This is a genomic window from Brevundimonas sp. LF-1, from assembly GCF_037055305.1.
GTDB lineage: Bacteria > Pseudomonadota > Alphaproteobacteria > Caulobacterales > Caulobacteraceae > Brevundimonas > Brevundimonas sanguinis.
Window position 1 is genome coordinate 1,778,359 of record NZ_CP146349.1, and the last position, 26,264, is coordinate 1,804,622.

Consider the following 26,264-nt stretch of genomic DNA (forward strand, 5'->3'; position numbering starts at 1 on the left):
CATGGCCATGAATGCGGCTCTGGAAGCTGCGCTGAAAAGCGCGGCTCCTTTGGTGTGCCTGCTGCTCCAGATCGAACTCCCGGACCACACCATCCGGATCATCGATGGGGTGGGGCAGGTCGTCTTCAACGGCCACACCTTCAACAGCAAGGACCCGATCTACGGCACGCTCAGCGCCGTGGAGGACACCAGCGAGCAGATCGGCGTCGAGGCTCCGAAGATGCGCATGGTGCTGCTGCCGGAATCTGAAGCGGCGATGGCGAAGCTCGTGCACCCGACCGCTCAGGGCTCGCCCGTTTCCCTGTGGTTCGGTGCGATCGACCAGATCACCGGCCACCTGATCGGAGAGCCGGAATTGGTCTTCGCGGGGGAACTGGACACGGCGGATATCGACGCGAGCGAAGAGACGACGGTCATCTGGTTTGAGGTGTCGTCGATCTGGGAGCGGCTATTCGACGATAACGAGGGCCACCGCTGGAACGACGCCTTCTGGACCCACCTCTACGGCTCCAACGCCCGCGCGTTCCAGCACGTCACCAACGCGAGCAAGAAGCTGTTCTGGGGTTACAACGGCCCTTCGTCCGGTTCGGGCGGGTCATACGGCGGCGGCAACGGCTCTATCGGCGGCGGGCCGGGCTCTGGTTTCGATCAGGCTGTCAAATGACAGAACTGGAAGTGCGCGTGGCTGCGACTGAAGCCACCTTCGGCCGGTTCCATGGACAGCTTTTGGTCCTGGGAAAGACGGACTGCGCCCGCATGGTGGCCTTCCACCTGAAGCAGTTGGGCTTCAAGGCCTCGCTGCTGAAAGCGGGATCGTATTCCACGCCGGTGGGCGCCCGCCGAGCGCTGAAAGCCATGGGCGTCTCTTCGCTCGCCGAGATCATGGACAAGCATTTCCCGCGCATTGCCCCGGCTGAAGCGCGGACGGGCGATGTGCTCTGCGGGCCATCCGAGGACGGCATGGGCGACGCCATGGCGATCCGTCTGCATCGCGAAAACGCCTTGGCCTTCCTGAACGGCGTCTGCGGCGAAGTCGTCATCTCTGAGTACGTGGCCGCCTGGAGGGTCGTGTAATGCCTCAACTGGCTGGCGCTGCTGCTGCATGGGCCGTTACCGCCTGGACCTCGGCAGTCACGGTCGTGAACACGGCTATGGTGGCGGCCGCTGGCGCAGCACTGCCGGGCCTGTCCTTCAGCGCCCAGCTCGCCGTGGCGAACTTCGCGACCAAGGCCGTCGTTTTCGGCGGCCTGGCGGCAGCGTCGGCCGCCCTGATGCGCCCGAACACCCCGTCGTCCGGCACATCGCTCGACTTCAAGCCCGACCCCAAGGCCCCGATCCGCGGCGCCATGGGCTACACGGCGCTAGGCGGCAACAAGGTCTTTCAGGCAACCTGGGGCTATAAGCGCGTCGCTATGTCTCTGGGCGTGGCGCTGTCGCTCGGCCCGATCGATCAGGTCCCGCGCTTCGAGGCGGACGGGGCGACCGTCAGCTTCAGCGGCCCGCAGAACGAGGCGACCGGCTTCTACGCCGCCGACATGTGGCAGCGGACGACGCTGGGCCTGCCCGGCGATCCGGCGCTGCTTCCACCGACAGGGCTGAAGTACGGCAATCCCGGCCTGACCGGCTGGGGTACGCAGCACGCCGCGCCGCAGACTGCCTTCTCCTTCTGGACGATGGTGCTGGCGAAGAACCCGGAGGACCGGGATGTCTTCACCAACGGCGTGCCCGATCCGCGTTGGATCGGCCGCTGGATGAAGGTCTGGCAGCCTCGCTACGACAGCACCTATCCCGGCGGCAGCGGTCCCCAGCGCCGTGACGACTGGCGCACCTGGGGGTGGTCAGAGAACCCCTACGACCACGCCCTCGCGTGGGTGCGCGGTCACTACAAGCTGAACCTCGACGGCTCCATCGACCGCACGAAGCGGATCGCGGGCGTCGGGGCGCCGGACAGCGCCATCGACATCCCGGCCTTCGTGGAAGGCGCCAACATCGCCGATGCGAACGGCTGGACGATCTCGGGCGAGTGGTCGACTGGCGACGGCAAATTCCAGACCCTACTGGCCATGCTCCAGGCGGGCGGCGGCGAGCCGATCAGCCGGGGCGCGCAGATCAGCGTCCTGGTCAACGCCCCGCGCGTCGCGACCTACACCTACACCCGCGACGACCTGATCGGGCAGGCCGAGATCCGGCCGCTGACGCCGCGCCGCGAGCGCAAGAACACCATCATCCCGCGGTACAAGTCGGAGGCGAACGGCTGGCAGTACGTCCCGGCCGGCGAGGTCACGTCTTCCGTCTACCGCGACGAGGACCGGGGCGAGCCGCGCTCGCTGGAGATCGAGTACACCCACGTCCGCAACGCCAAGCAGGCCGGGCAACTGGCGGCCTATGACTTGGCCAACCTGCGCGAGGGTCTGACGGCGACCCTGCCGTCCAAGGTCCACCTGATGCACGTCCATCCGGGCGCCTGCATCACTGTGGACGTGCCTGAGCTAGCGCTGGCCGGTCAGAAGTTCATCGTCCGCCGCGCCACGACGAACCATCAGGCGGCGAGCGTGACGCTCGAACTGCGCTCGGAGAGCGACGGCAAGCACGCGTGGGCGCTGGGTCAGGCCGCCCAGCCTGCGCCGTCGCCCAGCCTGTCGGCTGTCGATCCCAAGTACGTCCCGCCGCCCGCTGCGGAAGACTGGACCGTCCTGCCGAAGCCGCCGGGCGACGGCGGCGTGTCGCAGCCGATTTTCGTCATTGAGGCGCCGGTCGAGACGACGGACATCGTGGCCGTCATCATCAAGCACGGCCCCAGCGCCTCGGGTCCCTGGACCGATGGCTATGAGGGCTCGCCGCGGGCTGATGGGCGGTATGAGATCGCCGGGCTGACGCCGGGCCAGACCTATTGCGTCTCGCTCCAGTACGTCGCGAAGAACGGCGCCAAGAGCGATCCTGACATCAAATGCGGGATCGTGGCCGGCGACCTGATCGCGGGCGGGCTGGCGCCGGATGCGGCCGAGAAGGTCGTGCAAGAGGTCCTCGGCAAGGTCGGCGAGGCGCAGGAAGACACCGAAACGGCCCGGCGTCAGGCTGAACTGACGCTAGAGACGATCCTCAACGAGCAACAGTCTCTTGAGGCCGAGGCGGCCGAGCGGCTGGCGGCAGACACTGGCGTTCTGAACGAAAGCAAGTCGTTCACGGACGGCAAGATCGCCCAGGCGATGAACACGGTCTACACCAAGGCCGAAACCGACGCCGGGATGGCCTCGACGCTTCAGGACGCCCGCTCCTACACCGACGACTTCAAGTCAGAAGCCAACCTGACCTTCTCGACCAAGGCCGAGCGGGCGAGCGGCGACGCAATCGCCGTGCTCCAGGCCAAGGCCTACACCGACGACTTCAAGTCCGAGGCGTCACTCACCTACGCCACGAAGGCCGCAATGGCGTCCGGTCTGGCGTCCACCCTGAACTCCAGCCAAAGCTACACGGACGGCAAGGTCGCGACGGCGATTTCTACGGTCTACACCAAGGCTGAGGTGGATGCAGGTCGGGCGACGACCTTGCAGGAGGCCAAATCCTACACGGATGCGGCCAGCACATCGGCGAGCCTGACCTATGCGACTAAGGCCGAGAGGGCGAACGGAGACGCCTCGACGCTGCAAAGCGCCAAGTCCTACACCGACGATTACAAGTCCGAAGCTAGCCTGCTGTTTGCGAGCCAATCCAGCCTCAACGGGGTTTCTGCGACGGCCGCTCTGGCGCTGAACACTGCGGTGGCTGCAGACGGCAAAGTCAAGGCCAAGGTCGGCCTCGTCACCGAGGTTGGCGGCCTGATTACCGGGATCAGCAGCGAGAACGATGGCGTGCGCGGCTCGGTCGATATTCTCTCGACCGCCTTCAACCTCTATTCGACCGGCAGCGGGGTCCAGACCTCCTACATCGCAGGCGTCTGGTACATCCTGGACCCCGGCGAGAACACCCGAACGCTGTACGGCAAGGCCTTTGGAGGCGCGCAGAAGCTCGTCTGGTGGACTGGCTCGAACTCGGTTCCCCTTGGTGGTGAGACCAAGGCCAACGCCTACGTCTACATCAGCATGAACACCGTCGGCGGGCCACGCTTCGGAGGTTCGGACGTGCCGACTGGCGGCGGCGGAGGAGGCTCCGGCGTTATCGGATGGAGCGGCGTCGGCAGCGCAGCCTCGGCCCCGCCCAAGAACCTCCCGGCCGGGACGCTGTTGAGAGACATGCAGTTCACCGTCGGCGGCGGCTCGATCAACAACCCATCCGGCGTGAGCGTGCTCGTCTACGTCTACGCTGGCGTGACCGTCATGGGTCAATCGAACCTCTTCATTGAGTCGTCCGGCGACATGCTCCCGGATGGCAGTTGGCAAGCCAATTACGCCAGCTTCCAGTTGCCGAACATGCCGAGCCCGGCGTCCGGCTCGGTCGGCTTCTCCCTGCAGATCATGAGCGTGACGGGGGCTCAATCGTCCGCCCGATGGAGATGACGGGGTCGATCTTCGCCGTCGTTCCCCTATGAGCGCCCCCTCTAAGGCCACGGTCTCTACGCGCAAGGCTCGTAACCACTGTCCCCACACATCCAAACGCTACGGAGGCTTCATAAATGGCCCTGACTGACGCCCAATGGGCAGCCGCCGTCACCGACATTGTGGACCGGATGATCGCCGGAACCATCACTGAGGCTCAAGCGGCGCAGGAATGGGCGCTGGTCACCTCGCAATGGACGGTCAGCGCGTCGAATATCCTCGAACTGTCCGAGCGCGTGAGTCGGTTCCTCGCCAAGCTGAACGGCCTTGTCGTCATGGACGGGCCGCCCGATCCCGGCGTTGGCGAACTCAATACGTGGTATTTTGACCGCCTCTCGGGCGACTTCTACGGCCCGAAGGCGGCGTCGGGATGGGGGACTCGGCCTTCTCGCTTGTTGGGCCTGCCGGTCCCAAGGGCGACAAAGGCGATACCGGCCCCAAAGGCGACAAGGGTGATCAGGGCATCCAGGGTCCCAAAGGCGATACCGGCGATCAGGGACCGCAAGGCCTGAAGGGCGACCACGGCGACATCGGCCCCAAGGGGGATACCGGCGAGCGCGGCATTCAGGGCGAGACCGGCCCCAAGGGAGACACCGGCGACACTGGACCGAAGGGGGACAAGGGCGACCAAGGCATTCAGGGGCCGAAAGGCGACAAGGGCGATCGCGGCGACGCCTTCGCCGTCAACGCCCAGGGCGATCTGGCGGGCCGCGATGCCTATGGCGCTGAGCCGGTCGGCTTCTCCTACCTCGATGTTGAAAACGGCAACCTGTACTTCCGCGTGGCCTCTTCCGGCTGGTCCACCCCCATCCCGTTCGGCAAGGGCGAGAAGGGGGACAAGGGCGATCCGGGCGAGGAGGGGCCTCAGGGTCCGAAGGGCGATCCCGGAGCGCCAGGCGCAGACGGCTCCGACGCCACTGTCACAGAGCAGGCGGTCAAGACTGCCCTCGGCTTCACCCCTGCCGATGCGGCGGACACCTACACCAAGGACGAGGTGGACGCGGCGTTCGATGCGCTACCGGACCCGCCCGCAGTCCCGACCTTCGCCACGGTGGCCGAGGTTCGCGCGGGGAACGTGGACAGCAAGATCATCTCGCCAAAGGTCATGGCGGACGCTCTGGCCACCGTCGTCATTACGCGCGCGGACGCGGCCGTCGGGATCAACTTCAGCACTTTCATCAACGCGCAAATCGTGCTGGACGCGAACGGGACGCTAGGACCGCCCTCGGGCGGGTATCCGGGGCAGACCGGCCTCATCAACGTGTCCAACGCCACGGGCTCTGCGACCTTGGCCTTTGCTTCCGCCTACCGGATGCCAAAGGGCGGGATCACCATCGAGGCAGGCGTCAACGCCTCGACTCGCATTCCCTACATGATCGGCGGCGCCGGGGCTGTGATCCTGTTCCCTGCCTCGAAGTGGAGCGCCTGATGTTTCTTCCTAATCCGGGAATACTGGCGGCGGGGACCATGAATAGTCCTGTAGGTCAGCAGTTGTTTGCCTCTTGGGATATGACAGCGAGTTTCGTTGTTCCTCCTAACGTGACAACGATCTGCGTTGTTGCGATTGGTGTCGGCGGCTCCGCTTATGAGGCCGGTGAAGGTGGGTCTCTTGTCTGCCAGCCAGGCGGCGATCTGCGCTATTTCAACAATATTCCAGTTGTTCCTGGTGAGACTTTGCAGGTCGTGATTAATGAACAAGCAACGCGACTGGTCCGAGGGAGCACCAATATCATTCATGCTGGTTCGGCAGGACGAAACAGAGCCAGCAATATTGGATTTGGTTTTAACGGAGGTGAGGGTTGGACTGGTGGTGACAAATACTGGGGTAATATCCGAGGAGGTGGTGCTGGTGGATATACGAGCGCGGGAGAAAACGGATCGCACATGGCGAATGACTCTCGCGGTGGTGGCGGAACGTCCCCTTTTGGAGGAGGTCCTGGGGCTGCATCAGGAGCAAGCTCAACGCCTAATGGGTTAGATTACGGGGGAGGGGCAGGGTACGAGTTTCTCGATGGTTTCGGATGGGGCGGTAAAGGCTGCGTCCGCATTATCTGGGGCGAAGGCCGAGCCTTCCCTAACACCAACACCGGAGACCTATGATGTGGCACCTGAACGGTGAACCCCTTCCGCTAGACCCCGGCAGCGGCTGGCCGCTGATCGGCGGCATTCAATATCCTCCCAGCGACCCCGCCCGCCTGATCGAGATGGGAGCGGTGTGGGTCGAGCCCGAGCCGCCCGCGCTGACGGCCGAGGACATCTGCCGACAGATCGACGCAGAGCGTGACCGGCGCACGGCTCTGGACTTCGCCTATGACTTCGGCGCGACCCCGGCCGTGGACGACAGCGGCGCCCAGATCGCGGCGGGCGAGCGCCTGCTGCAGATGCGGCCCGAGGATCAGCGCAACTGGCAGGCCCTGCAAGGCGCGGCGCTGACGGCCATCGTGTCGGGCGCGCCGGATACCACCCTGCCCCTGCGCGCCGAGGACAACTGGAACATCCAGACCACGGCGGCGCAGGTGCTCCAGGTGCTGGCGGCGATGACGGCGCACGCCTCGGCCATGCTGTTCCACGGCGGGGCGCTGAAGTCGCAGGTGCGGGCGGCGGATGACCCGGCCTCTGTCGACTGGACGACCGGCTGGCCCGGCGATGTTTGACCGCCTGATCCTAGAAGTCGGCCTGATCGCGGGCCTGATCCTGCTGGCGGTGTTCGCCGCTGGCGTTGCGACCGGGCGGCTGACCCGGCGCTGACGAACCCGGTTCGTCTCTTCTCCAAACCCATCGCGTAGGAGCCCGCATGTCCGCAGGCGACGAGATCATCACTCCGGTCACCAAGCCGGAGGCCGTCAGCATGGCCGAAATTCATGCCATGCGCGGTCTGACCGATGCGGTGTCAGCCCTTGGCCGTCAGGTCGAGCGGATGAACGCCAAGGTCGATGACGTGCGCGAGCGGGTCATCAAGCTGGAGGCGCGTGAGTACGAGCGCCAGATCGAGGCCCTGAACGACCGCCTGTCGGCCGCTTTCAAGCGCATCGACGATCTGGAGGGGACGCGGGATCAGCAGAAGGGCGCCAAGGCCCTGGTCGATTGGCTGCGTCAGACCGCGCCGTGGCTGCTGGCCGGCATCGCCGCCTTCGTCGCGGGCATCAGCATCAAGAACGGAGCCGGAGCATGAGGCGCAAACCGCCCCGCTGGTGGCCTCAGGTGATCAACCTGCCGCGCACCACGACGATCCTCGCCCTCGGCTTCCTGGCCGGCAACCTGCTGTTCCTGCCGATGATCGCCTGGCTGGGCGACATGGTGGCCGAGCGCTATGCCGACGCCGTCATGCTGGTGGCGTCCATGTTCAAGGACGGGATGCTGCTGATCCTGGGCTTCTACTTCGGGCGGAACCAGGCGTCTGATACGGGCTAGAGCAGGCACCGATCCCGCTGGCTGGCCTCTTCGCACCTGCGCCTGAGCTGAGCCCATGTCGCTTTGCCCTCGATCCCGAAAACGTCTGACTGTGTGTAGCCTTCCCGCAAAAGAGCCCTGCGCACTTCGCTAGGAATGCGGAAGTTGCCGCTGTCGGCCAACTCCAAAGCGCGCTCGATCACTGACGTTTGCGTCATTCCAGACCTCCCCTGTCAGGCGAGTCTTAACGCAGATGTCTCGGCTAAGGTTGCGGCACCGGACCGGGCGGGTTCAACCCACCGCGATCCAGAAGAGCACGCCGAAGATCGCCAGACACAGGGCGATTAGCACAGACTCCATCACCCAGCTGACCCGGTTTCGATGCTTGCCCGGCATCTCGCGTCTCCTTTGCTGAACGGTGATTTTTAACCTGGAGCGACTCACCTGTCCATCCAGCGAGCCGTCCTCCTGACAACCTGAGCTGGAGACCGCGTTGAGCGTCCGCATCGTGCAAGAGCAGCTGCGCCTTTGCTTCTAAGCCGCCCGCCGCCGCTGAAGCGTCAGGGCCGCACCCCCAGCCAGCATCACGCCCAGCAGGATCATCGCCCACTCGGACATCGTCGGCACGGGCGCGACAGGGCAGGTGTCAATCTCAATGCTACTCAACGTGTCGCCGCCACAGTCAGCCAGCGAGATATCGCCTCGTCTATCCGTGCCGGCGTTGCCATTCAGAATGTCGGCGCCAGGCCCACCAATCAGCACGTCGTCTCCAGCACCTCCGATGAGGGTATCCGCTCCAGCGCCGCCCCGCATTTCGACGCCCGGACCGCTCGCAAAGCCAATGAAACTGATGTTCAAGCCCGGCGCTACGGCTGTAAAATTAACCGCCGTGACGTCCACCGATACAGGTCCCGAGAAGTCGGAAAAGTCCAACACATCGACCCCGCCGTTGGACAATAGAGTTATCGTTCCAGTCGTCCCATCTTTGATGATGAAAGTATCGCTGCCCGCCGAGCCTACCACTGTGACGGAGGCAGAATTTCCGCTGCACTCAACGGTGCCGCCGCCCTTTTGGACGCACTGAGCCAGTGCAGAGGGCGCAAATGCAACCACTGAAAGCGCGATCAAAGCAGCCCAAAGATACCTGATCATTTCCACCCCCTGACGAACTAAGCAGTTCACGTAGCGGCGGTTAAGCACGGCCGCAACCCATACCCCCACAATCCGAACTGGAGACCGACATGGACCGCAAGGCCCTGTTCGACGCCGTGCGCCCGCATGCGCCAGGCGGAAAGCTGAAGCCCGACTGGGTGCCGATGATCGACGCCCTGGCTGACGCAATGGGTTTGCCTCGGGCGGACGACGCTCCTGGCGATCCCGACCCAGAACTGATCGCTGCATTGAAGAAGGACGAAGGGCTGCGGCTCAAAGCCTATCCCGATCCGCTTTCGCCTCGCGCAAGGACCGGCAAGGGCTCCGGCGCCCCATGGACGATCGGGTACGGCCGAGCGCGCGGCATTCAGGAAGGCCAGGTCATCACAGAAGCCACCGCCGAGGCTTGGCTGATCGAGGACGCCCGTGAGCACAACCGAGTGATCCACGCCGCCTTGCCCTGGCTGAAGCGCCTCGATCCGGTCCGCCGCCGCGTGATCGAGAACATGCACTTCAACATGGGCTGGGACGATCCGAAGACGCCGCAGCGCGAGGGCTTGTCGGGGTTCGTCAACACGCTGGCGCATGTCGAGGCCGGCCGCTACGCCCAAGCCGCCGCCGGGATGCGCGCCAGCCTGTGGGCCAAGCAGGTCAAGGGGCGGGCTGAACGCCTCGCGCGCGAGATGGAAACGGGGCGGGCCGCGCAATGATCCGCCTCCGCGACATCACCGCCACCGGCTGGCTCGCCGTCGCCTGTCTCGCCCTCGCCCTGATCCTGCTGACCATGTGCGTCGCCGATGACCGTCAGAGGGCAGCTGACAGAGCCTCGGCAGGCTGAGGCGCACAAGACCCTAGCCGAGGGCCGCACGGCCGCTGCGCGCGACGCCAGCGCCATCCGCGACTGGGCTGACGCCCGAGACCAACAGATCGACCAGTCCACACAGGAGACGACCGATGCAATCCGCAATGCGCCTGACGATGCTGCTGCTGGCGACCACGGCCTTAGGAGCCTGTGCCGGCTCTACCCGGATCGTGACCCCCGCTGTCGGATGCAGCAACCTTCTGCCGGCCGGGTGGGCTGATCCTGTTCCGTCCGCCGCCTTTCCGCAGGACGCCGCCTCAGTCCGCGACTGGCAGGTGTTCGGGGTCGAGCAGTCGGGCCAACTGGCCAAGGCCAACGGCCGGACGGCGGACGTGATCGGGATCGTGCGGGCGTGTGAGGCGCGGGACGCGGAGGCCGTCGAGCGAATAGGACGGCCGTGGTGGGCTCGCTTGAGGCCGGGGTAAACCATTGAAGTTATTCCGTTATGGGATATCCCATCTCGGAAGCGCCCAGCGTCGAGCCCTCAGGCTCCGCTCCGCCCCGTTGCCCTTCACCGGGTGGCGGGGCTGTTTTCGTTCACGGCGCACCCATCTGGCATCATGGCCAGAGGATCTTAGCCCCCAAAGCCAAATACGGCGCCGCGTCGTCATCAGGGTCACTAGGGTCGTGGTGTTTGAGGTCAACTGACACACCCAAGGCGTCTGTCAGGTGTTCCTGCCAGCCGTCGCGAAGAAAGCCAAAATGTCCGCAGGCGCTCCCATACTCGTCGGCTCGAGTCTGAACGGCAAGGTCTAGGTCGGGAACTGGGGCCGGGTTGGGCTTTTCTCTCCGAGAGCCCGTTATACGGGACCCGTAGGCGGTAACTGACAGGACCTCCGGAGTCTCCTCGGCCCAAGATCGCACCTTCGCCACCCACTCGTCCGGAATGTCCATGGTCGGAACTCTTCCATGACTGTTGCCGTTCATCAACCGCAGAGGCGGCTGTTGGAGCGGTGGCCCGCCAGATTGCGCCGCTCCGCCCCATCCTTCGGTGACGCGCACATAACCCTCTCGCATGATCAGCGAGGGGCTTCTTTCTTTGGCGCCACCCATTGTCCCAGCTCCATTCGGTAGCCGAGCGCCTTGAGTTGCGCCCGGCGCTTCTCGCTGAGCGCCCACCATGCATCGTCTCGATCTGTGATGGTGTCGAGTGGAACGGGGAACTGGCTGCTGCAGTCCTTGAAGGTAACGATGCCGGGGCAGCCTGGAATGCGACACGGCGGATGCTTGTTCGCCAAGCGGTAATCCCCGCCCTTAGCCTTGGCGATGCGTTTCAGGTCCGCATCTCCGTAGTGGTTCACCGACACGTCGCAATGCCAGCGGATCTTGGCACCGCGCTCGATCATGCGGCTGATGAGTTCGGCCATTGATCAAGCGTCCGGCTGCCCCTCGGCCAGAAGCGAAGCTCCTGACCGTCGCAAGGCAAGGCCCGCCTGCATCCTGGCTATGGAGCCCGGCGCCTTCGACTCGATCTCGCGCAGGATGCACCCGGCCCCAGCCCGGCCGTCTGCGGTTGTCAGGTCCAGGCCGGTCAGGCGAAGCATCAGCGCGGCAAGCTCCTTGTCCCGCTCGCTCATTGCGGTCGCCCCACCAGACGCATGCCGGCGACGAGCCCGGCGACCAGATCGACAGTCGGGGCAGGGATGTCCGCGCGCTCGCGCTGTTCCAGGTCGCGGTCCAGCTTCTCCAGATCGCGAGCGAAGGCCTCATCGGGGCCAAGGGGTTTCGTTTCCATATTCGTCCTCATGCGCGTTTCTGGAAGGGGGTGACGGCGCCGGCCTTGCCGGTGCAGAAGTCGCTCCAGGCGTCCATGAGCGCTCGGCGCTTTTCCAAGGCTTGACCGCGGCGGTAGGCCCTACGCACCGCGGAACCGACAGTGTGAGCTAGAGCCTCTTCACTGATCTCGTCCGCGAAACTGGTGCAGTCGACAGCCCAGTCCTTGAAGGCCGAGCGAAAGCCGTGCGGCGTGGCGTCCGTGACGCCCATTTTCCTCACGACCATCGCTAGCGCCATGTCGGACAGGGGGCCTTTGAGGCCGGGAAAGATCAGGCCGTTCCGCAGCCGTGCCTTTCCATGGTCCTCCAGCAGGCTCAGAGCTGGGGCAGAAAGAGGGACGTGGTGTTCACGTCCAGCTTTCATGCGCTCTGCCGGCACGACCCAAACGTCGCCGTCGATCTCTTCCCAAGTGGCGCCGCGAACCTCGCCAGATCGCGCAGCCGTCAGGATCAGGAAGTGCAGCGCTGATGCCGATATGCTGGATCGCTTCTGCAGCGCCTCCAGAAACGCTGGCACGTCTCCGTAGTGCATGGCGGCGTGGTGGCCGCGCTGTCGTTTAGCGCTCGCCAGGAGGATTGACAGGTGGCCTCGCCATCGAGCCGGGTTCTCGCCAACTCTCAGGCCTCTCGCCGTCGCCGCGTCCAGCACCCTCTCTATTCTTCCGCGCAACCTGGAGGCAGTCTCAGGGTGCTTGTTCCAGATCGGCCGCAGCGCGGTGAGAACCGCCTCCGTATCGACCTTGGCTACGTCCATCTTCATGACGGACGGCGCGTGCTGATTTAGCGACGCCTCCCATTGAGGACGCTGTTTCGGGGACCGCCAGCCCCTCTCCAGGTCATCCAGCAGGTCGGACGCCACAGCCGAGAAGGTTTGTTCGACGACAGGGGCGTTGGCTATGCGTCGATCTTCAATGGGATCTCCACCGGCGCGGGCAACTCGCCTTGCTTTCTCCGCCTCGGCGCGGGCCTCCGAGAGCTTGACGGTCAGGGCAGACCCAAGCCCCATCTCGCGTCGCTTGGCGCCCCGATAGTAGATGTACACCCATCGCTTGGAGCCGGTCTGGTCGATGCGCAGGTAGAGGCCATTCCCGTCTGCAAACAGACCGGGTTCATTCATGCCGCCTATCTGGCGGGCGTTAAGCCTGTTGATCGCTCTCGCCATGCTCGCTCCAGAACAGACAGAGAACATAGGGCAGTGACAGGATCGGTCGCCACCCTAAGTTCCGCCCTAAAACCGGACGCGCGCGCCAAACCCAAGCGGCGACGGGGCCGGGGCTGGAATCCTTGCGCTACCGGGCTTTCGGTGAGCAAGCTGGAATTTCAGGAAACAAGTGTGTGGCGGAGAGGGGGGATTCGAACCCCCGGTACGCTTCCACGTACGCCGCATTTCGAGTGCGGTACATTCAACCACTCTGCCACCTCTCCGCGGGTCGGTAGTCCCTAATGGGGCTGAGCGAGCGGTCTCTCTAATGAAAGCCGTGCCGGGCTGCAAGCCGTATGTCGAAGAAAATCGACTGGCGCTTCAACGCTGTCCGGGAAGGGCCAGTCCAGAGGGGCGCCGCCGGACGGTTCAGGGCCGATATAGCGAAAAAGTTCGGCCGGGCGGCCGCCGGTGTCGCTGGCGAAAACGCCTGTGGGCTGGACCAGGCCGGTGCGCTCAACGCCGCGCCGGAAGTTCTGTTTGTGCAGGGACAGGCCCGCCACAGCCTCGGCTGCGTTCTGCAGAGCGGATAGGGTGAAGGTCGGCGGCGTCAGGTCGAACAGGACCGGGCGGTACTTCAGCTTGGAGCGCAGTCGGCCAAGGCCCGTGGCGACGATGCGGCGGTGGTCCGAGGTCATGGACAGGTCGCCCAGCGGCGCCGGGATCGGCCGGTCATGATCGCGGGCGGATTCGGCGACCAGGCCCGCCTCATAGAGGAGCTCATAGCGTTCCAGCACGCGCTCTTCGTTCCAGCGCGCGTCGGGCGAGAGGGCGAACAGGGACTCGGCGCGGCCGCGTCGGGCGGGATCATCGCCTGCCCAGTCGGCCAGGTCCGAGCGCAGGCTGGCCAGGACGGCGGGGCGGCCCTGGCGCCAGTCCTCCCAGGGGAAGATGTCGAAAACGGGCGTCCAGGCGGCGTCCCGGCCCGAGGCGAAGCCGGGAGCGTCGGGCGCCTCGGCGGTCAGGGCCAGATAGCCGACAGAGACTTCGCGCGCGCGTTCCGGCCCCGGGGTGGCGCGGGGCGAGGCGCGACCGGCGTCGCCGAAGGTGTAGAGCTGCTCGACAAAGCCGAGCGGAAAGCCGGTCTGTTCGGTGACGAAGGCGCGCAGGGCCAGTTCAAAGGTGCGGTCGCGCGCCGGATCGAACGGGCCGAAGGGCAGGGCGGCGGCGCCGTCCGAGGCATGGGTGGTCAGCACCACGGCCTGACGGTCGCGCAGGGCGATGACCACGGCCGACAGGCCGATCCGCACGCCCTGTTCGCCCCCTGCTTCATCAAGCGTCCTATTCGGTGTGCCAGGCGTCGGCGCCGGGCAGGATGCCGACAGCTTCGGCCAGAACGCGGTAGCGGTCCAGATAGCGCTGTTGGGCGATGGCGGCGGGCTGGGGCTCGATCACCAGGTCATAGCCGGGCGGCGGGGCGCCGAAGATCTGCAGGGACTCGCGGCGGGTGAAGCCGGCCAGCTGCGTCGCCTCATAGAAGGCGCAGGCCTTGTCGGCCTTCTTGATCAGGGTCTTGATCGTCTGCGGCGTCTTGGGCGGCAGCTGGAAGCGGACGTGGATGGCGGCTTCCAGCCGGGCCTCGAAATCCTTGTAGCTGGAGCCAAGCGCCGATTTGAACGGCGAGATCATGTCGCCGATGACGTATTCCGAGGCGTCGTGCAGCAGGGCGGCCAGGCGCCATTTCGGCTCCAGCCCCGGCCGGATGTGGGCGGCGATCTCCTCGACCACCAGGGAGTGCTGAGCGACCGAGAAGGCGTGCTCGCCGATGGTCTGGCCGTTCCAGCGGGCGACGCGGGCCAGGCCGTGGGCGATGTCCTCGATCTCGATGTCGAACGGCGAGGGGTCCAGCAAATCCAGGCGGCGACCCGACAGCATCCGCTGCCAGGCGCGCGGCGGCTTGGGTTTGCGGACTCGGGGCGCGGGGCCGGCGTCTTCGATTTCTTCGGCCAAGGTCTTGATGTTGCGCATGCTCAGGCTGGTGACTCAGACCGAACGCGCGATCAAGGGCGGCCGTTGCGATAGATGGGGGTTAATCGCCGACGTTCAGCGTCACCAGCGCCTTGGCCGCGTCGAACAGGCGGTCTGGGTCGCGATCCTTGCTGCGAACAGTGGCGACGACGATCGGCCCGCCGACCGGGCCGCGCGCCTCGTATCCGACCGTGCGCCAGCCGCTGGCCGAGGCCTCTTTGCCGGTCATCAGGAAGGTGGCGCGCACCGCCTCGCCGGAACCGCTGGTGCGGATGCGGGCGGCGCCGTCGGTCGCGTCGATGTTCACCGCATCGTCGCCGGACGAGACGTTGACGCGGCTGGACTTGTCGTCCGCGCGGATGGTCAGGCCGCCGATGCGGATGTTGGCGCGGTCGCCGTCGGCGTCGATGCGCATGCCGGGCAGTCGGACGGTGGCCTTGTCGCCCTGAGCATCGACGCGCAGGCCCGGCATCATGACCTGGGCGGTTTCGCCGGCTGCGGCCTCGGCGTCTGCGGCGGCGCGCGACGCATCGGCTTCGGCGCGGGCGGCGTCCGCCTCAGCCCTGACGGCCTCGGCCTCCACGCGGGCGTTTTCAGCCTCCACCTCGGCCACGGCCTCGGGCAGGTCGGAGGTCAGGCGGTTCTCAAAGCTTTTCAGAGCCTCGGTGGAAGAGCGGCCGTCCAGTTGAACCAGTTGCAGGATGACTTCCGAACCGCGCGGCCCGCCATAGACGCACGACCCGTCGGCGCGGGCCGAACCCTTGCGCGTCAGCACGCCCTGGGTCTGGGGACACTGCAGGGCGTCGACGACCTTCAGCACCCCGGACGAATCCGAGGTCGAAGACGTTGTGATGCGCACCGTGCCGGGGTTGTCGCAGGCGGCGGCCATCAGCGCCAAAGCGATAACAGGCCAGGTGATCTGTTGCATGTTCGGCTCCACTCAAGGTCCCGATTGTGCGCCATAAGCGCCGTGGGGCCAGTGAAATCGCGGTAATCGAAAGGCGGCGGGATAGGGGCGAAAAACCGCCGCCCCTTCAGCCCCCGGGACGGGCGCCTTCGCGACGGCTCATGAAGGCCAGACGCTCGAACAGATGCACGTCCTGTTCGTTCTTCAGCAGGGCGCCGTGCAGCGGGGATCAGCTTGCCCGGCGTCTTTTCGCGCAGGGTCTCAGGCGCCACGTCGTCGACCAGCAACAGCTTCAGCCAGTCCAGCAGTTCCGACGTCGACGGCTTCTTCTTCAGGCCCGGCGTATTGCGGATTTCATAGAAGGTCTTCAGCGCTTCTGACACCAGGCGCGGCTTGATGCCGGGGAAGTGGACCTCGACGATGTCCTGCATCGTCTGCGCGTCGGGGAAGCGGATGTAGTGGAAGAAGCAGCGGCGCAGGAAGGCGTCGGGCAACTCCTTCTCATTGTTCGAGGTGATGACGACGACGGGGCGGACCTCGGCGCGGATCGTCTCGTCCGTCTCCTGGACGTAGAACTCCATGCGGTCGAGTTCCTGCAGCAGGTCGTTGGGGAACTCGATGTCGGCCTTGTCGATCTCGTCTATCAGCAGGACGGGGCGGGTCGGGGCGGTGAAGGCCTCCCACAGCTTGCCCTTCTTCAGATAGTTGCGCACGTCGTGGACGCGCTCGTCGCCCAGCTGGCTGTCGCGCAGGCGACTGACGGCGTCATATTCATAGAGGCCGTTGTGGGCCTTGGTCGTCGACTTGACGTGCCAGGTGATCAGCGGGGCGTTCAGCGCGCGGGCCAGTTCATAGGCCAGGACCGTCTTGCCCGTGCCGGGCTCGCCCTTGATCAGCAACGGCCGTTCAAGCGCTACGGCGGCGTTTACGGCGACCTTCAGGTCATCGGTGGCGATATAGTTGGACGTGCCTTCGAACCGGCTCATGCAAAACCTGCTCCATTCCGGGGGAAGGGAGCAGGTAGCTTAAAGAGATGGGCGTGAACAGGCGGCAGGATCAGGTGATGCGCTTGGCCGACACCGGGTCGCTGGCGGGGAAGGTTTCCTCGACGCCCTCGTCGATCAGGGCTTCCTGACGGTTTTCGGCGTCCTTTTCCTTGTCTTTCAGCTGGTCGGGCTTGCCGCTTTCGTGGGGCGCGCGCTTGGCCGGGGGGTGTTGGGGTCAGCGTCTTCTTGGGTCTTGGAGTGAGTTTTGTCGGTCATGGGTTTCCTCATTGTTCGGGGCCGTAGCCCAGGTCTTCTATGTCGTCGTCGGAGAGACGTTTGGCTTCCCAATGGGCGGCGCTGGCCTGGGCGCCGCGCTGGTTGCGCATCAGACCGGTGTAGACGAGTTCCACTTCGTCGGCGCCCGACGCGGTGGCGCCGTCGCCGTCGGCCTGGCTGAGCCGGACGCTGTCGACGCCCAGCAGGGCGTCCGCCTCGGCCTCTATGCCGTCCAGAGCCAGTTCCGCGTCGAGATCGGGGTCGTCTTCGTCAAAGGGTTCGGCGTCTGCGTCACCGTCCAACTGGGTCACGTCCAGAACGTCGTCGGCTTCGTCGAACGACAGCTCGCCGTCGCCGTCATCGTCCATATGCGTCTCGTCATAAACCTCGGCCTGATCCTGGGCGTCGGTTTCGAAGTCGGGTCCTGCCATCATTGTCTCCCTTACGACAGATCAACGGCGCGGCTCGTCAGGGCGTTCCCGCCTGCGCCGCCACGACGCGGCGGAGGCACCAAGTGAAGGGATGGTTAACCACGTCGGTTTACAGTTCGTCAGCGGCCGGCCGTCACGGTGAGGGCGGCGCCACGGAGACCTTCCCTTGCCTCTGAAACTGTCGCTGAAACCCGGCGAGAAATTCGTCCTGAACGGGGCCGTCGTCCAGAACGGCGACCGTCGCGGCGTGCTGATCCTGCAGAACAAGGCCAGCGTCCTGCGCGAAAAGGACATCATGCAGCCCGAGGACGTCACCAGCCCTGCGCGCCGCATCTATTTCCCCGTCATGATGATGTATCTGGATGAGGCCGACGCGCCGAAATTCTATGACGAGTTCGCCCTGCGCCTGACGGAGTTCATGGGCGCGGTGCGCAATCCGGACATCCTGACCGAATGCGTCGCCTGCTCGAAACACGTGCTGGCGCGTCAGTATTACAAGGCCCTGATGGGCGCTCGCAAAATCGTCGATTACGAAGATCAAAGGCTCGGCAATGTCGCTTCAGGCGTACAAGACGGCGGCGACGCGGGCTGAATCCCCGCGTGAAATGGAATACCGGCTGTTCGGCCAGGTGACGCGCGCCCTGATGCACGCCTCGACCCTGGAAAGGTCGGATGTCGCCGGGCGGATGGACGCGCTGGACTGGAACCGTCGGCTGTGGTCGACGCTGGCGACCGCCTGCACGGACCCGGATAACGCCTTGCCGCAGGCGATGCGGGCGCAATTCATTTCGCTGAGCCTGTTCGTCAGCCGGCACACGTCCGAAGTCATGCGCGGCGAGGATGATTTCTCGACCCTGATCGAGATCAACCGCATGATCATGCAGGGGCTCAGCGGTCAGACCGACGCGGGCTGAGGCTCCGTCAGGCGGCCCTAGAACAGGTTAGCGGCCCAGTGGGCGACGCCGCTGACCACCGCGACCACCGTGGTCCACACCAGAGCCAGATAGACGCCGCACACCGCCGTGCCGAACATGCCGGCCAGAATGAAGGCGCCGTCGCGCTGGATGATGCCCAGGCCGAACAGGGCCAGGGTCAGGCCGGGCAGGGCGTCGCCGAAAGGCACCGGCAGCGCCATCATCAGCGCCAAAAGGATGCAGATCACGCCGATCCCAACGTCTGCGGCTTCGCCGGTCAGAGCAGGCCAGCGGGGGCGCGTCAGACGCTCGACCCGACGCAGGCGCGGAAGGACCTTTTCGACGGCCGTCCGATAGGCGGCGCGGCTCACCGACAGCTTCAGCAGCCAGCGGGGCAGCCATACTCGGTCGCGTTGCAGCGCCAACTCCGCGGCGATCAGGATGATCGGAACGGAAAACACCGCCTTGCCGCCCGGCGGCCAGGGAAACAGCGCCATCAAGGCCAGCATCAGGATGACGGCGCCGAAGCCGCGCTCGCCGAACGCCTCGATCATTTCGCGCAGAGACAGTTTTTCAGCCTCGCCCTGGCCCAGTTGCTCCAGCACGTCGGAAAAGGTCCGTCCCTCATCGGGCGGTGGGGCGGAAACGAGCGTCATAAAGCGAGACTCAGAACGGTGTCATACGCGTAGTTAGGAGGCCGCAGCGCCTTGCGCCATCCCTACCGCTACGGTTGCTGTGCACTAGACGCCTAATGTTTCGAGACGTGTTCGGGTTTGCCCTTGCGCTTGGTGTGGGCGAACTCTTCCAGCTGTTTCTCGCTCATCGATTCCATCATGGATTTCGACGCGCCCTTGAGCTTGGACTTGGGCGCATCGCCGCGCTTGGCCGCCAGGGCGGCTCCGGCGGCTTTCTGCTGGGCGGCGGATTTGGCGGGCATGACGATCTCCTTTCGAGAAGGGAGCAACCGCTGGCCCGCCTGGTGGTTCCGTCAGCTTCCCAACAGCTCGCGGCCGATCAGGAAGCGGCGGATTTCGTTGGTGCCGGCGCCGATGTCGTAGAGCTTGGCGTCGCGGACCAGGCGCTCGACCGGCCATTCCTTGGTGTAGCCGGCGCCGCCCAGGGCCTGGACGGCCTCCAGGGTGACCTTCACGGCGTTCTCGGAGGCCAGCAGGATGGCGCCCGCCGCGTCGTAGCGGGTGGTCTTGCCCTGATCGCAGGCGCGGGCGACGGCATAGACATAGGCGCGGGCGCTGTTCAGGGCGACGTACATGTCGGCCACCTTGGCCTGCATCAGCTGGAAGGAGCCGATAGGCTTGCCGAACTGCTTGCGGTCGCGGACGTAGGGCAGGACCACGTCCAGCGCGGCCTGCATGATACCCAGCGGACCGGCCGACAGGACGGCGCGCTCATAGTCCAGGCCGCTCATCAGCACGGCGGCGCCGCGCCCTTCGCCGCCCATGATGTTCTCTTCGGGAACTTCGCAATCCTCGAACACCAGTTCGGCCGTGTCCGAGCCGCGCATGCCCATCTTGTCCAGCTTCTTGGAGACGCTGAACCCCTTCATGCCCTTTTCGATCAGGAAGGCGGTGACGCCCCCGTTGCCGTCGCCGGTGCGCGCATAGACCACCAGGGTCTCGGCGTGGGGGGCGTTGGTGATCCAGAATTTCGTGCCGTTCAGGACGTAGCGATCGCCCTTCTTCTCGGCGCGGGTGCGCATGGACATGACGTCCGAGCCGGAGCCGGCCTCGGACATGGCCAGGGAGCCGACGTGCTCGCCGGAGATCAGCTTGGGCAGGTATTTCGCCTTCTGCTCGGGCGTGCCCCAGCGGCGGATCTGGTTGACGCACAGGTTGGAGTGGGCGCCGTAGCTAAGCCCGATCGAGGCCGAGGCGCGCGACACCTCCTCCATCGCCACCACGTGTTCGAGGTAGCCGAGGCCAAGACCGCCGAACTCTTCCTCGACCGTAATGCCGTGCAGGCCCAGCTCGCCCATCTCGGGCCACAGGTCGCGGGCGAACTCGTTCTTTTCGTCGATTTCGGCGGCGCGGGGGCCAGCCGCTCGGCGGCCCAGCGGGCGGTGGTGTCGCGGATGGCGTCAGCGGTTTCGCCGAGGCCGATTCCATGGATTGGGGCGCGAAGGGAATGCTCATGCCCAAAGGCGTAGCATCGTGCGCGGCCTTCGCAAAGACGCCTGTTAGCGCGACTGTTTGTGCTTTGGCGGATGGTCCTTGGCGCGCAGGAAGCTCCACGCTGCGACGCCGATAAAGAGCAGCCCCGCCGCCGCCAGCCCGGCGCCGATCACCACCGTGGCGTCGCCCGAAGCGGGGGCGTTCAGGGCGCGTCGGAAGGCGGCGATTCCGGCCGCGAAGGCCAGGGCGCCGACGCCGCCGATGAACAGAACGGCGCCCTTATCGCCCAGGGCGGCGTCGCCGACGGCGGCTTTGGCGGCGCGTTTCTCGTGACGCAGGACGGGCACGCTGGGCGGCGGGGCGTCGGCGGAGGCGGCCTCCGCGCCGGGGCCCCGCACCGGGGCGGTCAGCAGGGCGTCCAGCGGGGCGGGCTGGTCGGGCGCCGTGTCGAACAGGGCGCGCTCGGCCGAGCGGCGGCGATAAAGGGCGTCGACCGGCGGTGACGCGCGCTCGGGCCAGGCGGACAGGGCGACGGCGGCCTCGGGCAGGGCGTCGGCGTCCAGCTTCTGCAGGACGTCTGAGGCCTGAAACCGCTCAAGGCCGATGGAAAAGATGAAGCTGGCCAGGGCGTCGAACTGATGCTGGCTCAGGGGCAGGCGCACCCGCTCGTTCAACAGGGCGACGATGGGCATCAGGTCGTATTGCAGCAGCAGCTCGGCCTCGGCCTCGCTGACCACGGCGCCGGGCCGGGCCGAGCGCGAGTGGCCATAGCCGATGACTGGCGTCCCGTCGCGGCGCAGCACGGTGCGCGGGCGAAAGCCCTCGAAGCTCTTGATCAGCAGAAGGCCTTCACGAGAGACCTTGCGGCGTTGCGGCGCGGCTGCGGACACGGACTGACCCAATTCGAAACGGGCGTTCTCGCCCTGACCGGGGCGGAGCAAGCCTTGTTCCGAAACGGGCGGGGCCGTTTCAGGCCAGATTTACAGCAGGACGATGGTCGCCAGGCCCAGGAAGATCAGGAAGCCGAAGAAATCGGTCGTCGCCGTCACGAACACGGCCGAAGACACGGCCGGGTCGAACTTCAGCTTGGCCAGGGTCAGCGGCGTCAGCACCCCGACGCTGGCGGCGACCAGCAGGTTCAAGATCATGGCCGTTCCGATGACGGCGCCGATGCGCCAATCCTGGAACCAGAACCCTGCCGCCAGGCCGATCAGCGGCGCCAGGATGAAGCCGTTGGCCAGGCCCACGGCCATCTCGCGCCAGAAGGTGCGCAGGGCGTTCGATGCGTTGAGTTCGCGCGTCGCCAGGGCGCGCACGGTGACGGTCAGGGCCTGCGTCCCTGCATTGCCGCCGATGGCCGAGACGATGGGCATCAGCACGGCCAGGGCGACGATCTGCTGGATGGTGCCCTCGAACAGGGCGATGACGCTGGCGCCCAGGACGGCGGTGAACAGGTTGATGCCCAGCCACGGCACGCGGCCACGCACGATCTCCAGCACGCTGGACGAGCGGTCCTCGTCCGAGACGCCGGCCAGACGCAGGATGTCCTCGCGGTTCTCTTCCTGAATGATGTTGACGACGTCATCGACGGTCAGCTGGCCGACCAGCCGCCCGCCCGTATCGACCACGGGCGCCGAGATCAGGTGATACTTCTCGAAGATATAGGCGACTTCTTCCTGATCGACGTCGACCTCGATGACGTTGACCGGCTCCATCAGCTCGGTCAGCGGCGTGGTGCGCGGGCTGCGCAGCATCCGGCTGATGGCCACCCCGCCGACCGGGCGGTTCATCGGATCGACGACATAGATGTCGAAGAAGAGCTCGGGCAGGTCGTCGCCCTGGGCGCGGACGTGGTCGATGGTGTCGCCGACGTTCCAGAACTGCGGCGCGGCCATGAACTCGCGCTGCATCAGGCGGCCGGCCGAATCCTCTTCGTAGCCGAGCGAGGATTCGATGGCGGCCCGGTCAACCTCGGGCATGGCGGCCAGCACGCGCTCGCGCTGATCGTCCTCAAGGTCTTCGACCACCGAGGCGGCGTCGTCCGAATCGAGCTCCTGCAGGGCTTCGGCCAGCGTGGCCGAGGGGACCCGCTCCAGCACCTGCTCGCGGATGCCGTCGTCCATTTCGGGCAGGGATTCAGCCAGCAGGTCCGGCGGCAGCCACTGGACGACGACCGAGCGATGCTCGGCGGTCAGAAAGCCCATCAGATCGGCGACGTCGGCCGGGTGCAGGTCTTCCAGCAGGCTGCGCAGGCGCAGGCCGTCGCCGTCGTCCGCCGCGTCCACCACTTTTTCGACGAAGGCCGCCGTCAGGGCGTAGTCTTCGCCGAGGGCGGCGTGACTTTCGTTTTCCAGCTGGGCGTCTTCGGGGCGCAGAGGGGCAAGGTCCGTGTGGGTCACGTGTCTGCCTCCTCTGGAGTTAGTTGTCAGCCGTATCTAGCCGAGATCGCCCTGTCAGATCAGATGGTGCGGTCGAGAAGACTCGAACTTCCACGGGTTGCCCCACAGCGACCTCAACGCTGCGCGTCTACCAATTCCGCCACGACCGCTCGCATCGGAGGGCGGGCAATAGCGGAGAGAGAACGGAAAGAAAAGAGCGTTTTGCGGAAATAGCGGCAGGCGGCGCAATTCACTCTCCTGATGGGGACAGGGAACACTTAGGCGGCGCCAGCCATGAAATCATAGACATCCGCGGGCCGCGTCACCGTGATGGCGATGCGGTCGTCGCGAATTTCGATCTCGCCGCGCGCGACCGGGTGGTTGTTGGCCAGGATCCAGACCTCGTCCCTTTCCGAGGCGTCCAGCGGGATCACCGCGCCACGGCCCATGCGCAGCAGCTGCTGCATAGGCAGGACCGAACGGCCCAGCACGACCGAAATCTCGACATCGACGGCTTCGATCTGGCTCAAAGAAGATACTCGCAAATCACCGGGCGACCCTTGCGCCGCCGCGTTCGGCCCCACATTGAGGGCATCATGCTTGCCGACCCGTTAAACTCTGTCCAAAACAGCCTGCTCCGCGAGGATGAGCGCGCCGTCCAATGGGCGCTGTCGTCCGGCTATGTCGACTACGCCGCCGCCGAAGCCGCCATGGAGGCGCGCGTGGCCGCGATCGCGGCCGGCGAGGCTGAGGAGCTGGTCTGGCTGCTGGAGCATCCGCCGCTCTATACGGCCGGGGTCTCGGCCAAGGACGACGACCTGCTGGCGCCCGATCGCTTTCCTGTGCACCGGACCGGGCGGGGCGGGCAGTTCACCTATCACGGGCCGGGCCAGCGCGTGGCCTATGTGATGCTGGACCTGAACAAGCGGGGCAAGGACGTGCGCGGCTTCGTGCATGGGCTGGAGGACTGGATCATCGGCGCCCTGGATCGTTTCGGCGTCGAGGCCGGCATGCGCGAGGGCCGCGTCGGCGTCTGGGTCGAGCGCAAGGGCGCGGGCTGGAGCCGTGAGGACAAGATCGCCGCCATCGGCGTCAAGGTCCGCAAATGGGTCAGCTTCCACGGCATCAGCCTGAACGTGGAGCCGGACCTGGACCATTTCGGCGGCATCGTGCCGTGCGGCATCACCGAGCACGGCGTGACCAGCCTGGTCGATCTGGGGGTGCTGGCGACGATGGATGAGGCGGACGACGCGCTGAAGTCGTCCTTCCAGCGGGTGTTCGGCCCGGTTCAGCCGGGCGTCGCGCCGCTCTGACGCCGGGCGCCCGGCGCGGCGCCGTAGCGGTTAAAGGCCTTTTGGCCCGGCAGGACCCCCAGGTCGACGGCGACGACGGCCAATCCTGCGACGGCGATCCAGCCAAGCAGGGTCATGGGCTGCGGCCAGGCCAGGGCGAAGGCCAGCAGGATCGGCCCGCTCCACCAGCCGGAGCGCCCCCGGTCATGCAGCCGCTGCGACAAGACGCAGAAGCCGCAATAAATCAGGGCGGCAGCGATCAGGGCGTGAAGCCACCCGGACAGGCCGAGCACGAGGTCTACGACGGTCCATAGGCCCAGCAGGACGGCGGCGCCCGCCATGAAGCCGCTGCGTCCCACGCGGCCGGTCGAAGTCAGGAAAAGGTCGGTCAGGGCGATCATAAGCGTCGTCCTTTGACCTCATTGGCGGCTGCGGCGCCAGCCATCAAATGGATCAGGCGCGAGCGGAAGCCGCGTGCGGCGAATAAGCTGCGCAATTCGCCGCAGGGGTGGCGACGGCGCCGTTAATGAGTCTAAAACCCGGCGATACCGCGTTTTAGACGGACACCGGGAGATTCCCTCATGCAACGCCTGCTTTCCGCGTCGGCGGCCGCACTGGCCCTGACCTTCGCCGCCTCGGCCGCCTCGGCCCAGAACTTCAGCGATCTGGCGCGTCAGGATCTACAGGCCATGCACGCGGCCCTGCGCGACAACCATCCGGCCGCCGTGACGCCGGGCGAGGCCAGCGCGACGTTCCGCAGCTGGTTGGACGCGGGTCTGCAACAGGCCCTGGCCAAGACCGGACAGGTCAACAGCGGCGACAGCCACGCCTATCTGCTGCGTTGGTACGCCAACGGCTTCCGCGATTCCAACATCGCCGCCCGCCCGACCTATGAGGGCCTCGGCCCGTATTTCGCCACCAGCTGGCCGGGCGTGGCCACGGCCTGGCGCAACGGCCAGTACGTCGTCTCCTATGTTCAGGACGGCGTGCGCGGCGCGCCGCCGCTGGGCGCCGTGCTGAAGAGCTGCAACGCCGAGCCGATCGAGGATCTGGCCAAGGCCAAGCTGGACCAGTTCGAGGGCGACCTGACGACCGAAGCCGGTCGCGTCCGCAGCGCCCCCTATCTGCTCTGGAACCGCAACAACCCGATGACGACGGGCGTGCCGGGGACCTGCGAGTTCCAGGTCGGCCGCCGCACCCGCAGCTTCACCCTGTCGCCGCAGCCGGCCACGGCCCAGAATCTGGAAGCCGCCTATCGCGCCTCGGTCTATGTGCCGTCGGGCGCGCCGCTGTCGGTTCAGATGGTCGACGGGCGTCCGTGGGTCAGCGTTCACTCGCTGGCCGATGACGCGGGCTGGGACGCCTTCTTCGCCCAGGTCGAGGCCCAGTCCGCCGCTATTCGCGGGCCGCAGGGCTTTGTGCTGGACCTGCGCGGCGCCAACGGCGCCTCGGTCAACGCCACCTCGCGCGGCTATGGGCTGGCGAACCGCATCTGGTCGCCGGAATTCACCGTCAGCCGCCAGCCGGAAGCCGGTCAGATCACCTATCGCGCCACGCCGGGCAACCGCCAGTGGTTCGCCGACACCCTGAACCGGATGCAGTCTGATCCGCGCTTCGTTCAGGAATCGGGCGCGGTGATCGAACAGACCCAGGCCATCGTCGCCGCCTTCGACAGCGCCATCGCCGCTGGCCAGCCGACCTTCGTCATGCCGGGCCGTCCGGCGACCCCGGACACCGGCGCCGCCAATCCGGTGCAGGGCCAGGTGGTCGTTCTGGTGGACGCCGGCTGCTCGGGCGGCTGCCTGGACACGCTGGACCTGCTGAGCCGCCTGCCGAACGTGCGCATCGCCGGTTCGACCACGGCCGAGGACACCATCTTCATCGAGCCGACGACCCTGCGTCTGCCGTCCAACTACGCCGACCTGAGCTATGGTCATAAGGCGTGGACGACGCGTCAGCGCGGCAACAACTCGCCCTACGCGCCTGCAGGCGCGCTGGCCTACACGGGCGACGCCACGGACGAGACGGCCGTTCGCGCCTGGGTCGCCGGCCTGTTCGGCTGATCGCAACC

Annotated in this window: 30 protein-coding genes, 2 tRNA genes and 2 pseudogenes; 15 read left to right on the forward strand and 19 right to left on the reverse strand. The window is 66.2% G+C overall.

All coding sequences use genetic code 11. From position 1 onward, the window contains the following. Window position 1: 1 nt before the first annotated feature. The 8 genes from V8F63_RS09825 to V8F63_RS09860 all read left to right on the forward strand — a co-directional run bounded on the left by V8F63_RS09825 (window position 2) and on the right by V8F63_RS09860 (window position 7,943). Entirely contained in the window at window positions 2-664 is a 663-nt protein-coding gene (locus tag V8F63_RS09825; RefSeq protein ID WP_392353042.1) for a hypothetical protein, read from the forward strand. Beyond that, window positions 661-1,074: a DUF6950 family protein gene (locus V8F63_RS09830; protein WP_303703670.1), complete on the forward strand. Its 414-nt coding sequence runs from the start codon at window positions 661-663 to the stop codon at window positions 1,072-1,074. The genes V8F63_RS09825 and V8F63_RS09830 overlap by 4 nt, the downstream gene beginning before the upstream one ends. Beyond that, the gene (locus tag V8F63_RS09835; RefSeq protein ID WP_392353043.1) at window positions 1,074-4,493 is read left to right on the forward strand and encodes a hypothetical protein; all 3,420 of its coding nucleotides are present in this window, start codon (window positions 1,074-1,076) and stop codon (window positions 4,491-4,493) included. The genes V8F63_RS09830 and V8F63_RS09835 overlap by 1 nt, the downstream gene beginning before the upstream one ends. A gap of 409 nt (window positions 4,494-4,902) precedes the next feature. Then, entirely contained in the window at window positions 4,903-5,961 is a 1,059-nt protein-coding gene (locus V8F63_RS09840) for a hypothetical protein (RefSeq protein WP_392353044.1), read from the forward strand. Further along, window positions 5,961-6,632, forward strand: coding sequence for a hypothetical protein (locus tag V8F63_RS09845; RefSeq protein WP_392353045.1), 672 nt, complete (start codon window positions 5,961-5,963; stop codon window positions 6,630-6,632). Before V8F63_RS09840 ends, V8F63_RS09845 begins: the two co-directional genes overlap by 1 nt. After that, window positions 6,632-7,186 (forward strand): hypothetical protein, encoded by a 555-nt coding sequence (locus tag V8F63_RS09850; RefSeq protein ID WP_392353046.1) that lies wholly within the window; start codon window positions 6,632-6,634, stop codon window positions 7,184-7,186. The genes V8F63_RS09845 and V8F63_RS09850 overlap by 1 nt, the downstream gene beginning before the upstream one ends. A gap of 140 nt (window positions 7,187-7,326) precedes the next feature. After that, window positions 7,327-7,704, forward strand: coding sequence for a hypothetical protein (locus V8F63_RS09855; RefSeq protein WP_003170423.1), 378 nt, complete (start codon window positions 7,327-7,329; stop codon window positions 7,702-7,704). Beyond that, complete coding sequence (locus V8F63_RS09860; RefSeq protein WP_392353047.1) at window positions 7,701-7,943, forward strand: hypothetical protein; 243 nt, start codon at window positions 7,701-7,703, stop codon at window positions 7,941-7,943. Before V8F63_RS09855 ends, V8F63_RS09860 begins: the two co-directional genes overlap by 4 nt. A gap of 513 nt (window positions 7,944-8,456) precedes the next feature. Here V8F63_RS09860 and V8F63_RS09865 read toward each other — a convergent pair. Continuing rightward, window positions 8,457-9,122, reverse strand: coding sequence for an IPTL-CTERM sorting domain-containing protein (locus tag V8F63_RS09865; protein ID WP_392353048.1), 666 nt, complete (start codon window positions 9,120-9,122; stop codon window positions 8,457-8,459). A 116-nt stretch (window positions 9,123-9,238) separates the two neighbouring features. Between V8F63_RS09865 and V8F63_RS09870 the strand changes: the two genes are divergently transcribed. From V8F63_RS09870 to V8F63_RS09880, 3 genes are all read left to right on the forward strand, one after another. Beyond that, entirely contained in the window at window positions 9,239-9,784 is a 546-nt protein-coding gene (locus V8F63_RS09870; protein WP_392353049.1) for a hypothetical protein, read from the forward strand. Then, on the forward strand, window positions 9,781-9,912 hold the full coding sequence (locus tag V8F63_RS09875; protein ID WP_392353050.1) for a hypothetical protein: 132 nt from the start codon (window positions 9,781-9,783) through the stop codon (window positions 9,910-9,912). Before V8F63_RS09870 ends, V8F63_RS09875 begins: the two co-directional genes overlap by 4 nt. 116 nt (window positions 9,913-10,028) lie before the next feature. Beyond that, a complete protein-coding gene (locus tag V8F63_RS09880) occupies window positions 10,029-10,361 on the forward strand; it encodes a hypothetical protein (RefSeq protein ID WP_392353051.1) in 333 nt (110 codons plus the stop codon). Window positions 10,362-10,955: 594 nt separating this feature from the next. Here the strand turns inward: V8F63_RS09880 and V8F63_RS09885 are convergent. From V8F63_RS09885 to V8F63_RS09930, 10 genes and pseudogenes are all read right to left on the reverse strand, one after another. After that, the gene (locus V8F63_RS09885) at window positions 10,956-11,303 is read right to left on the reverse strand and encodes a hypothetical protein (RefSeq protein ID WP_392353052.1); all 348 of its coding nucleotides are present in this window, start codon (window positions 11,301-11,303) and stop codon (window positions 10,956-10,958) included. A 3-nt stretch (window positions 11,304-11,306) separates the two neighbouring features. Continuing rightward, window positions 11,307-11,480 carry a hypothetical protein gene (locus V8F63_RS09890; protein ID WP_392353053.1) on the reverse strand — a complete coding sequence of 58 codons (174 nt, stop codon included), beginning with the start codon at window positions 11,478-11,480 and terminating at the stop codon, window positions 11,307-11,309. Window positions 11,481-11,509: 29 nt separating this feature from the next. Next, window positions 11,510-11,671 carry a hypothetical protein gene (locus tag V8F63_RS09895; protein WP_303683306.1) on the reverse strand — a complete coding sequence of 54 codons (162 nt, stop codon included), beginning with the start codon at window positions 11,669-11,671 and terminating at the stop codon, window positions 11,510-11,512. 8 nt (window positions 11,672-11,679) lie between these two features. Beyond that, window positions 11,680-12,873, reverse strand: a complete 1,194-nt coding sequence (locus V8F63_RS09900; protein WP_392353054.1) for an integrase arm-type DNA-binding domain-containing protein — start codon at window positions 12,871-12,873, stop codon at window positions 11,680-11,682. A gap of 174 nt (window positions 12,874-13,047) precedes the next feature. After that, window positions 13,048-13,136 (reverse strand) — tRNA-Ser (locus V8F63_RS09905). Window positions 13,137-13,151: 15 nt separating this feature from the next. After that, window positions 13,152-14,162, reverse strand: coding sequence for an NAD regulator (locus V8F63_RS09910; RefSeq protein WP_392353055.1), 1,011 nt, complete (start codon window positions 14,160-14,162; stop codon window positions 13,152-13,154). Window positions 14,163-14,193: 31 nt separating this feature from the next. Continuing rightward, a complete protein-coding gene (locus V8F63_RS09915) occupies window positions 14,194-14,787 on the reverse strand; it encodes a YfbR-like 5'-deoxynucleotidase (protein ID WP_025978264.1) in 594 nt (197 codons plus the stop codon). A 154-nt stretch (window positions 14,788-14,941) separates the two neighbouring features. Beyond that, window positions 14,942-15,808, reverse strand: a complete 867-nt coding sequence (locus V8F63_RS09920; RefSeq protein ID WP_392353056.1) for a methyltransferase type 11 — start codon at window positions 15,806-15,808, stop codon at window positions 14,942-14,944. Between the two features lie 106 nt (window positions 15,809-15,914). Then, window positions 15,915-16,773 (reverse strand): annotated as a pseudogene (locus tag V8F63_RS09925) (MoxR family ATPase). A 284-nt stretch (window positions 16,774-17,057) separates the two neighbouring features. Further along, window positions 17,058-17,483: a hypothetical protein gene (locus tag V8F63_RS09930; protein ID WP_392353057.1), complete on the reverse strand. Its 426-nt coding sequence runs from the start codon at window positions 17,481-17,483 to the stop codon at window positions 17,058-17,060. A gap of 163 nt (window positions 17,484-17,646) precedes the next feature. Between V8F63_RS09930 and flbT the strand changes: the two genes are divergently transcribed. After that, complete coding sequence (gene flbT, locus V8F63_RS09935) at window positions 17,647-18,072, forward strand: flagellar biosynthesis repressor FlbT (protein WP_025978269.1); 426 nt, start codon at window positions 17,647-17,649, stop codon at window positions 18,070-18,072. Next, window positions 18,032-18,394, forward strand: a complete 363-nt coding sequence (gene flaF / locus V8F63_RS09940; protein ID WP_029972678.1) for a flagellar biosynthesis regulator FlaF — start codon at window positions 18,032-18,034, stop codon at window positions 18,392-18,394. Before flbT ends, flaF begins: the two co-directional genes overlap by 41 nt. Window positions 18,395-18,411: 17 nt before the next feature. Here the strand turns inward: flaF and V8F63_RS09945 are convergent, their stop codons facing one another. The 7 genes and pseudogenes from V8F63_RS09945 to V8F63_RS09975 form a co-directional block, all read right to left on the reverse strand. Continuing rightward, window positions 18,412-19,050, reverse strand: a complete 639-nt coding sequence (locus V8F63_RS09945; protein WP_278070713.1) for an exopolysaccharide biosynthesis protein — start codon at window positions 19,048-19,050, stop codon at window positions 18,412-18,414. Between the two features lie 92 nt (window positions 19,051-19,142). Beyond that, entirely contained in the window at window positions 19,143-19,331 is a 189-nt protein-coding gene (locus tag V8F63_RS09950; RefSeq protein WP_392353058.1) for a DUF3008 family protein, read from the reverse strand. 51 nt (window positions 19,332-19,382) lie between these two features. Then, window positions 19,383-20,521: pseudogene (locus V8F63_RS09955) on the reverse strand (isovaleryl-CoA dehydrogenase). Between the two features lie 67 nt (window positions 20,522-20,588). Then, entirely contained in the window at window positions 20,589-21,464 is an 876-nt protein-coding gene (locus V8F63_RS09960; RefSeq protein WP_392353059.1) for a lysozyme, read from the reverse strand. Window positions 21,465-21,503: 39 nt separating this feature from the next. Beyond that, window positions 21,504-22,922, reverse strand: coding sequence for a magnesium transporter (gene mgtE / locus V8F63_RS09965; protein WP_134580305.1), 1,419 nt, complete (start codon window positions 22,920-22,922; stop codon window positions 21,504-21,506). 64 nt (window positions 22,923-22,986) lie between these two features. Then, a tRNA-Leu gene (locus tag V8F63_RS09970) sits at window positions 22,987-23,071 on the reverse strand. Between the two features lie 108 nt (window positions 23,072-23,179). Further along, window positions 23,180-23,431, reverse strand: a complete 252-nt coding sequence (locus V8F63_RS09975) for a FliM/FliN family flagellar motor switch protein (protein ID WP_025978277.1) — start codon at window positions 23,429-23,431, stop codon at window positions 23,180-23,182. Window positions 23,432-23,497: 66 nt separating this feature from the next. On the opposite strand from V8F63_RS09975, the gene lipB reads away from it, so the two are divergent. Next, complete coding sequence (lipB, locus tag V8F63_RS09980; RefSeq protein ID WP_313632159.1) at window positions 23,498-24,214, forward strand: lipoyl(octanoyl) transferase LipB; 717 nt, start codon at window positions 23,498-23,500, stop codon at window positions 24,212-24,214. Here lipB and V8F63_RS09985 read toward each other — a convergent pair. Further along, window positions 24,190-24,594, reverse strand: coding sequence for a DUF805 domain-containing protein (locus V8F63_RS09985; protein WP_313632160.1), 405 nt, complete (start codon window positions 24,592-24,594; stop codon window positions 24,190-24,192). The two genes, lipB and V8F63_RS09985, sit on opposite strands and share 25 nt — an antisense overlap. 180 nt (window positions 24,595-24,774) lie before the next feature. Between V8F63_RS09985 and V8F63_RS09990 the strand changes: the two genes are divergently transcribed. After that, window positions 24,775-26,256: a hypothetical protein gene (locus V8F63_RS09990; protein WP_392353060.1), complete on the forward strand. Its 1,482-nt coding sequence runs from the start codon at window positions 24,775-24,777 to the stop codon at window positions 26,254-26,256. Window positions 26,257-26,264 lie beyond the last annotated feature (8 nt).

Bases quoted from the DNA above. Each gene is read 5' to 3' on its own strand.
- V8F63_RS09945 (WP_278070713.1), bottom strand. From the start codon at position 19,050: ATGACGCTCGTTTCCGCCCCACCGCCCGATGAGGGACGGACCTTTTCC.
- V8F63_RS09920 (WP_392353056.1), bottom strand. From the start codon at position 15,808: ATGCAACAGATCACCTGGCCTGTTATCGCTTTGGCGCTGATGGCCGCC.
- V8F63_RS09895 (WP_303683306.1), bottom strand. From the start codon at position 11,671: ATGGAAACGAAACCCCTTGGCCCCGATGAGGCCTTCGCTCGCGATCTG.
- V8F63_RS09890 (WP_392353053.1), bottom strand. From the start codon at position 11,480: ATGCTTCGCCTGACCGGCCTGGACCTGACAACCGCAGACGGCCGGGCT.
- V8F63_RS09855 (WP_003170423.1), top strand. From the start codon at position 7,327: ATGTCCGCAGGCGACGAGATCATCACTCCGGTCACCAAGCCGGAGGCC.
- V8F63_RS09880 (WP_392353051.1), top strand. From the start codon at position 10,029: ATGCAATCCGCAATGCGCCTGACGATGCTGCTGCTGGCGACCACGGCC.
- V8F63_RS09930 (WP_392353057.1), bottom strand. From the start codon at position 17,483: ATGATGGCAGGACCCGACTTCGAAACCGACGCCCAGGATCAGGCCGAG.
- lipB (WP_313632159.1), top strand. From the start codon at position 23,498: ATGCTTGCCGACCCGTTAAACTCTGTCCAAAACAGCCTGCTCCGCGAG.
- V8F63_RS09985 (WP_313632160.1), bottom strand. From the start codon at position 24,594: ATGATCGCCCTGACCGACCTTTTCCTGACTTCGACCGGCCGCGTGGGA.
- V8F63_RS09915 (WP_025978264.1), bottom strand. From the start codon at position 14,787: ATGCTGTCGGGTCGCCGCCTGGATTTGCTGGACCCCTCGCCGTTCGAC.
- V8F63_RS09870 (WP_392353049.1), top strand. From the start codon at position 9,239: ATGATCGACGCCCTGGCTGACGCAATGGGTTTGCCTCGGGCGGACGAC.
- V8F63_RS09875 (WP_392353050.1), top strand. From the start codon at position 9,781: ATGATCCGCCTCCGCGACATCACCGCCACCGGCTGGCTCGCCGTCGCC.
- V8F63_RS09990 (WP_392353060.1), top strand. From the start codon at position 24,775: ATGCAACGCCTGCTTTCCGCGTCGGCGGCCGCACTGGCCCTGACCTTC.
- V8F63_RS09885 (WP_392353052.1), bottom strand. From the start codon at position 11,303: ATGGCCGAACTCATCAGCCGCATGATCGAGCGCGGTGCCAAGATCCGC.
- V8F63_RS09850 (WP_392353046.1), top strand. From the start codon at position 6,632: ATGTGGCACCTGAACGGTGAACCCCTTCCGCTAGACCCCGGCAGCGGC.
- V8F63_RS09845 (WP_392353045.1), top strand. From the start codon at position 5,961: ATGTTTCTTCCTAATCCGGGAATACTGGCGGCGGGGACCATGAATAGT.
- V8F63_RS09830 (WP_303703670.1), top strand. From the start codon at position 661: ATGACAGAACTGGAAGTGCGCGTGGCTGCGACTGAAGCCACCTTCGGC.
- V8F63_RS09900 (WP_392353054.1), bottom strand. From the start codon at position 12,873: ATGGCGAGAGCGATCAACAGGCTTAACGCCCGCCAGATAGGCGGCATG.
- V8F63_RS09825 (WP_392353042.1), top strand. From the start codon at position 2: ATGGCCATGAATGCGGCTCTGGAAGCTGCGCTGAAAAGCGCGGCTCCT.
- V8F63_RS09950 (WP_392353058.1), bottom strand. From the start codon at position 19,331: ATGCCCGCCAAATCCGCCGCCCAGCAGAAAGCCGCCGGAGCCGCCCTG.
- V8F63_RS09835 (WP_392353043.1), top strand. From the start codon at position 1,074: ATGCCTCAACTGGCTGGCGCTGCTGCTGCATGGGCCGTTACCGCCTGG.
- flaF (WP_029972678.1), top strand. From the start codon at position 18,032: ATGTCGCTTCAGGCGTACAAGACGGCGGCGACGCGGGCTGAATCCCCG.
- V8F63_RS09840 (WP_392353044.1), top strand. From the start codon at position 4,903: ATGGGGGACTCGGCCTTCTCGCTTGTTGGGCCTGCCGGTCCCAAGGGC.
- V8F63_RS09860 (WP_392353047.1), top strand. From the start codon at position 7,701: ATGAGGCGCAAACCGCCCCGCTGGTGGCCTCAGGTGATCAACCTGCCG.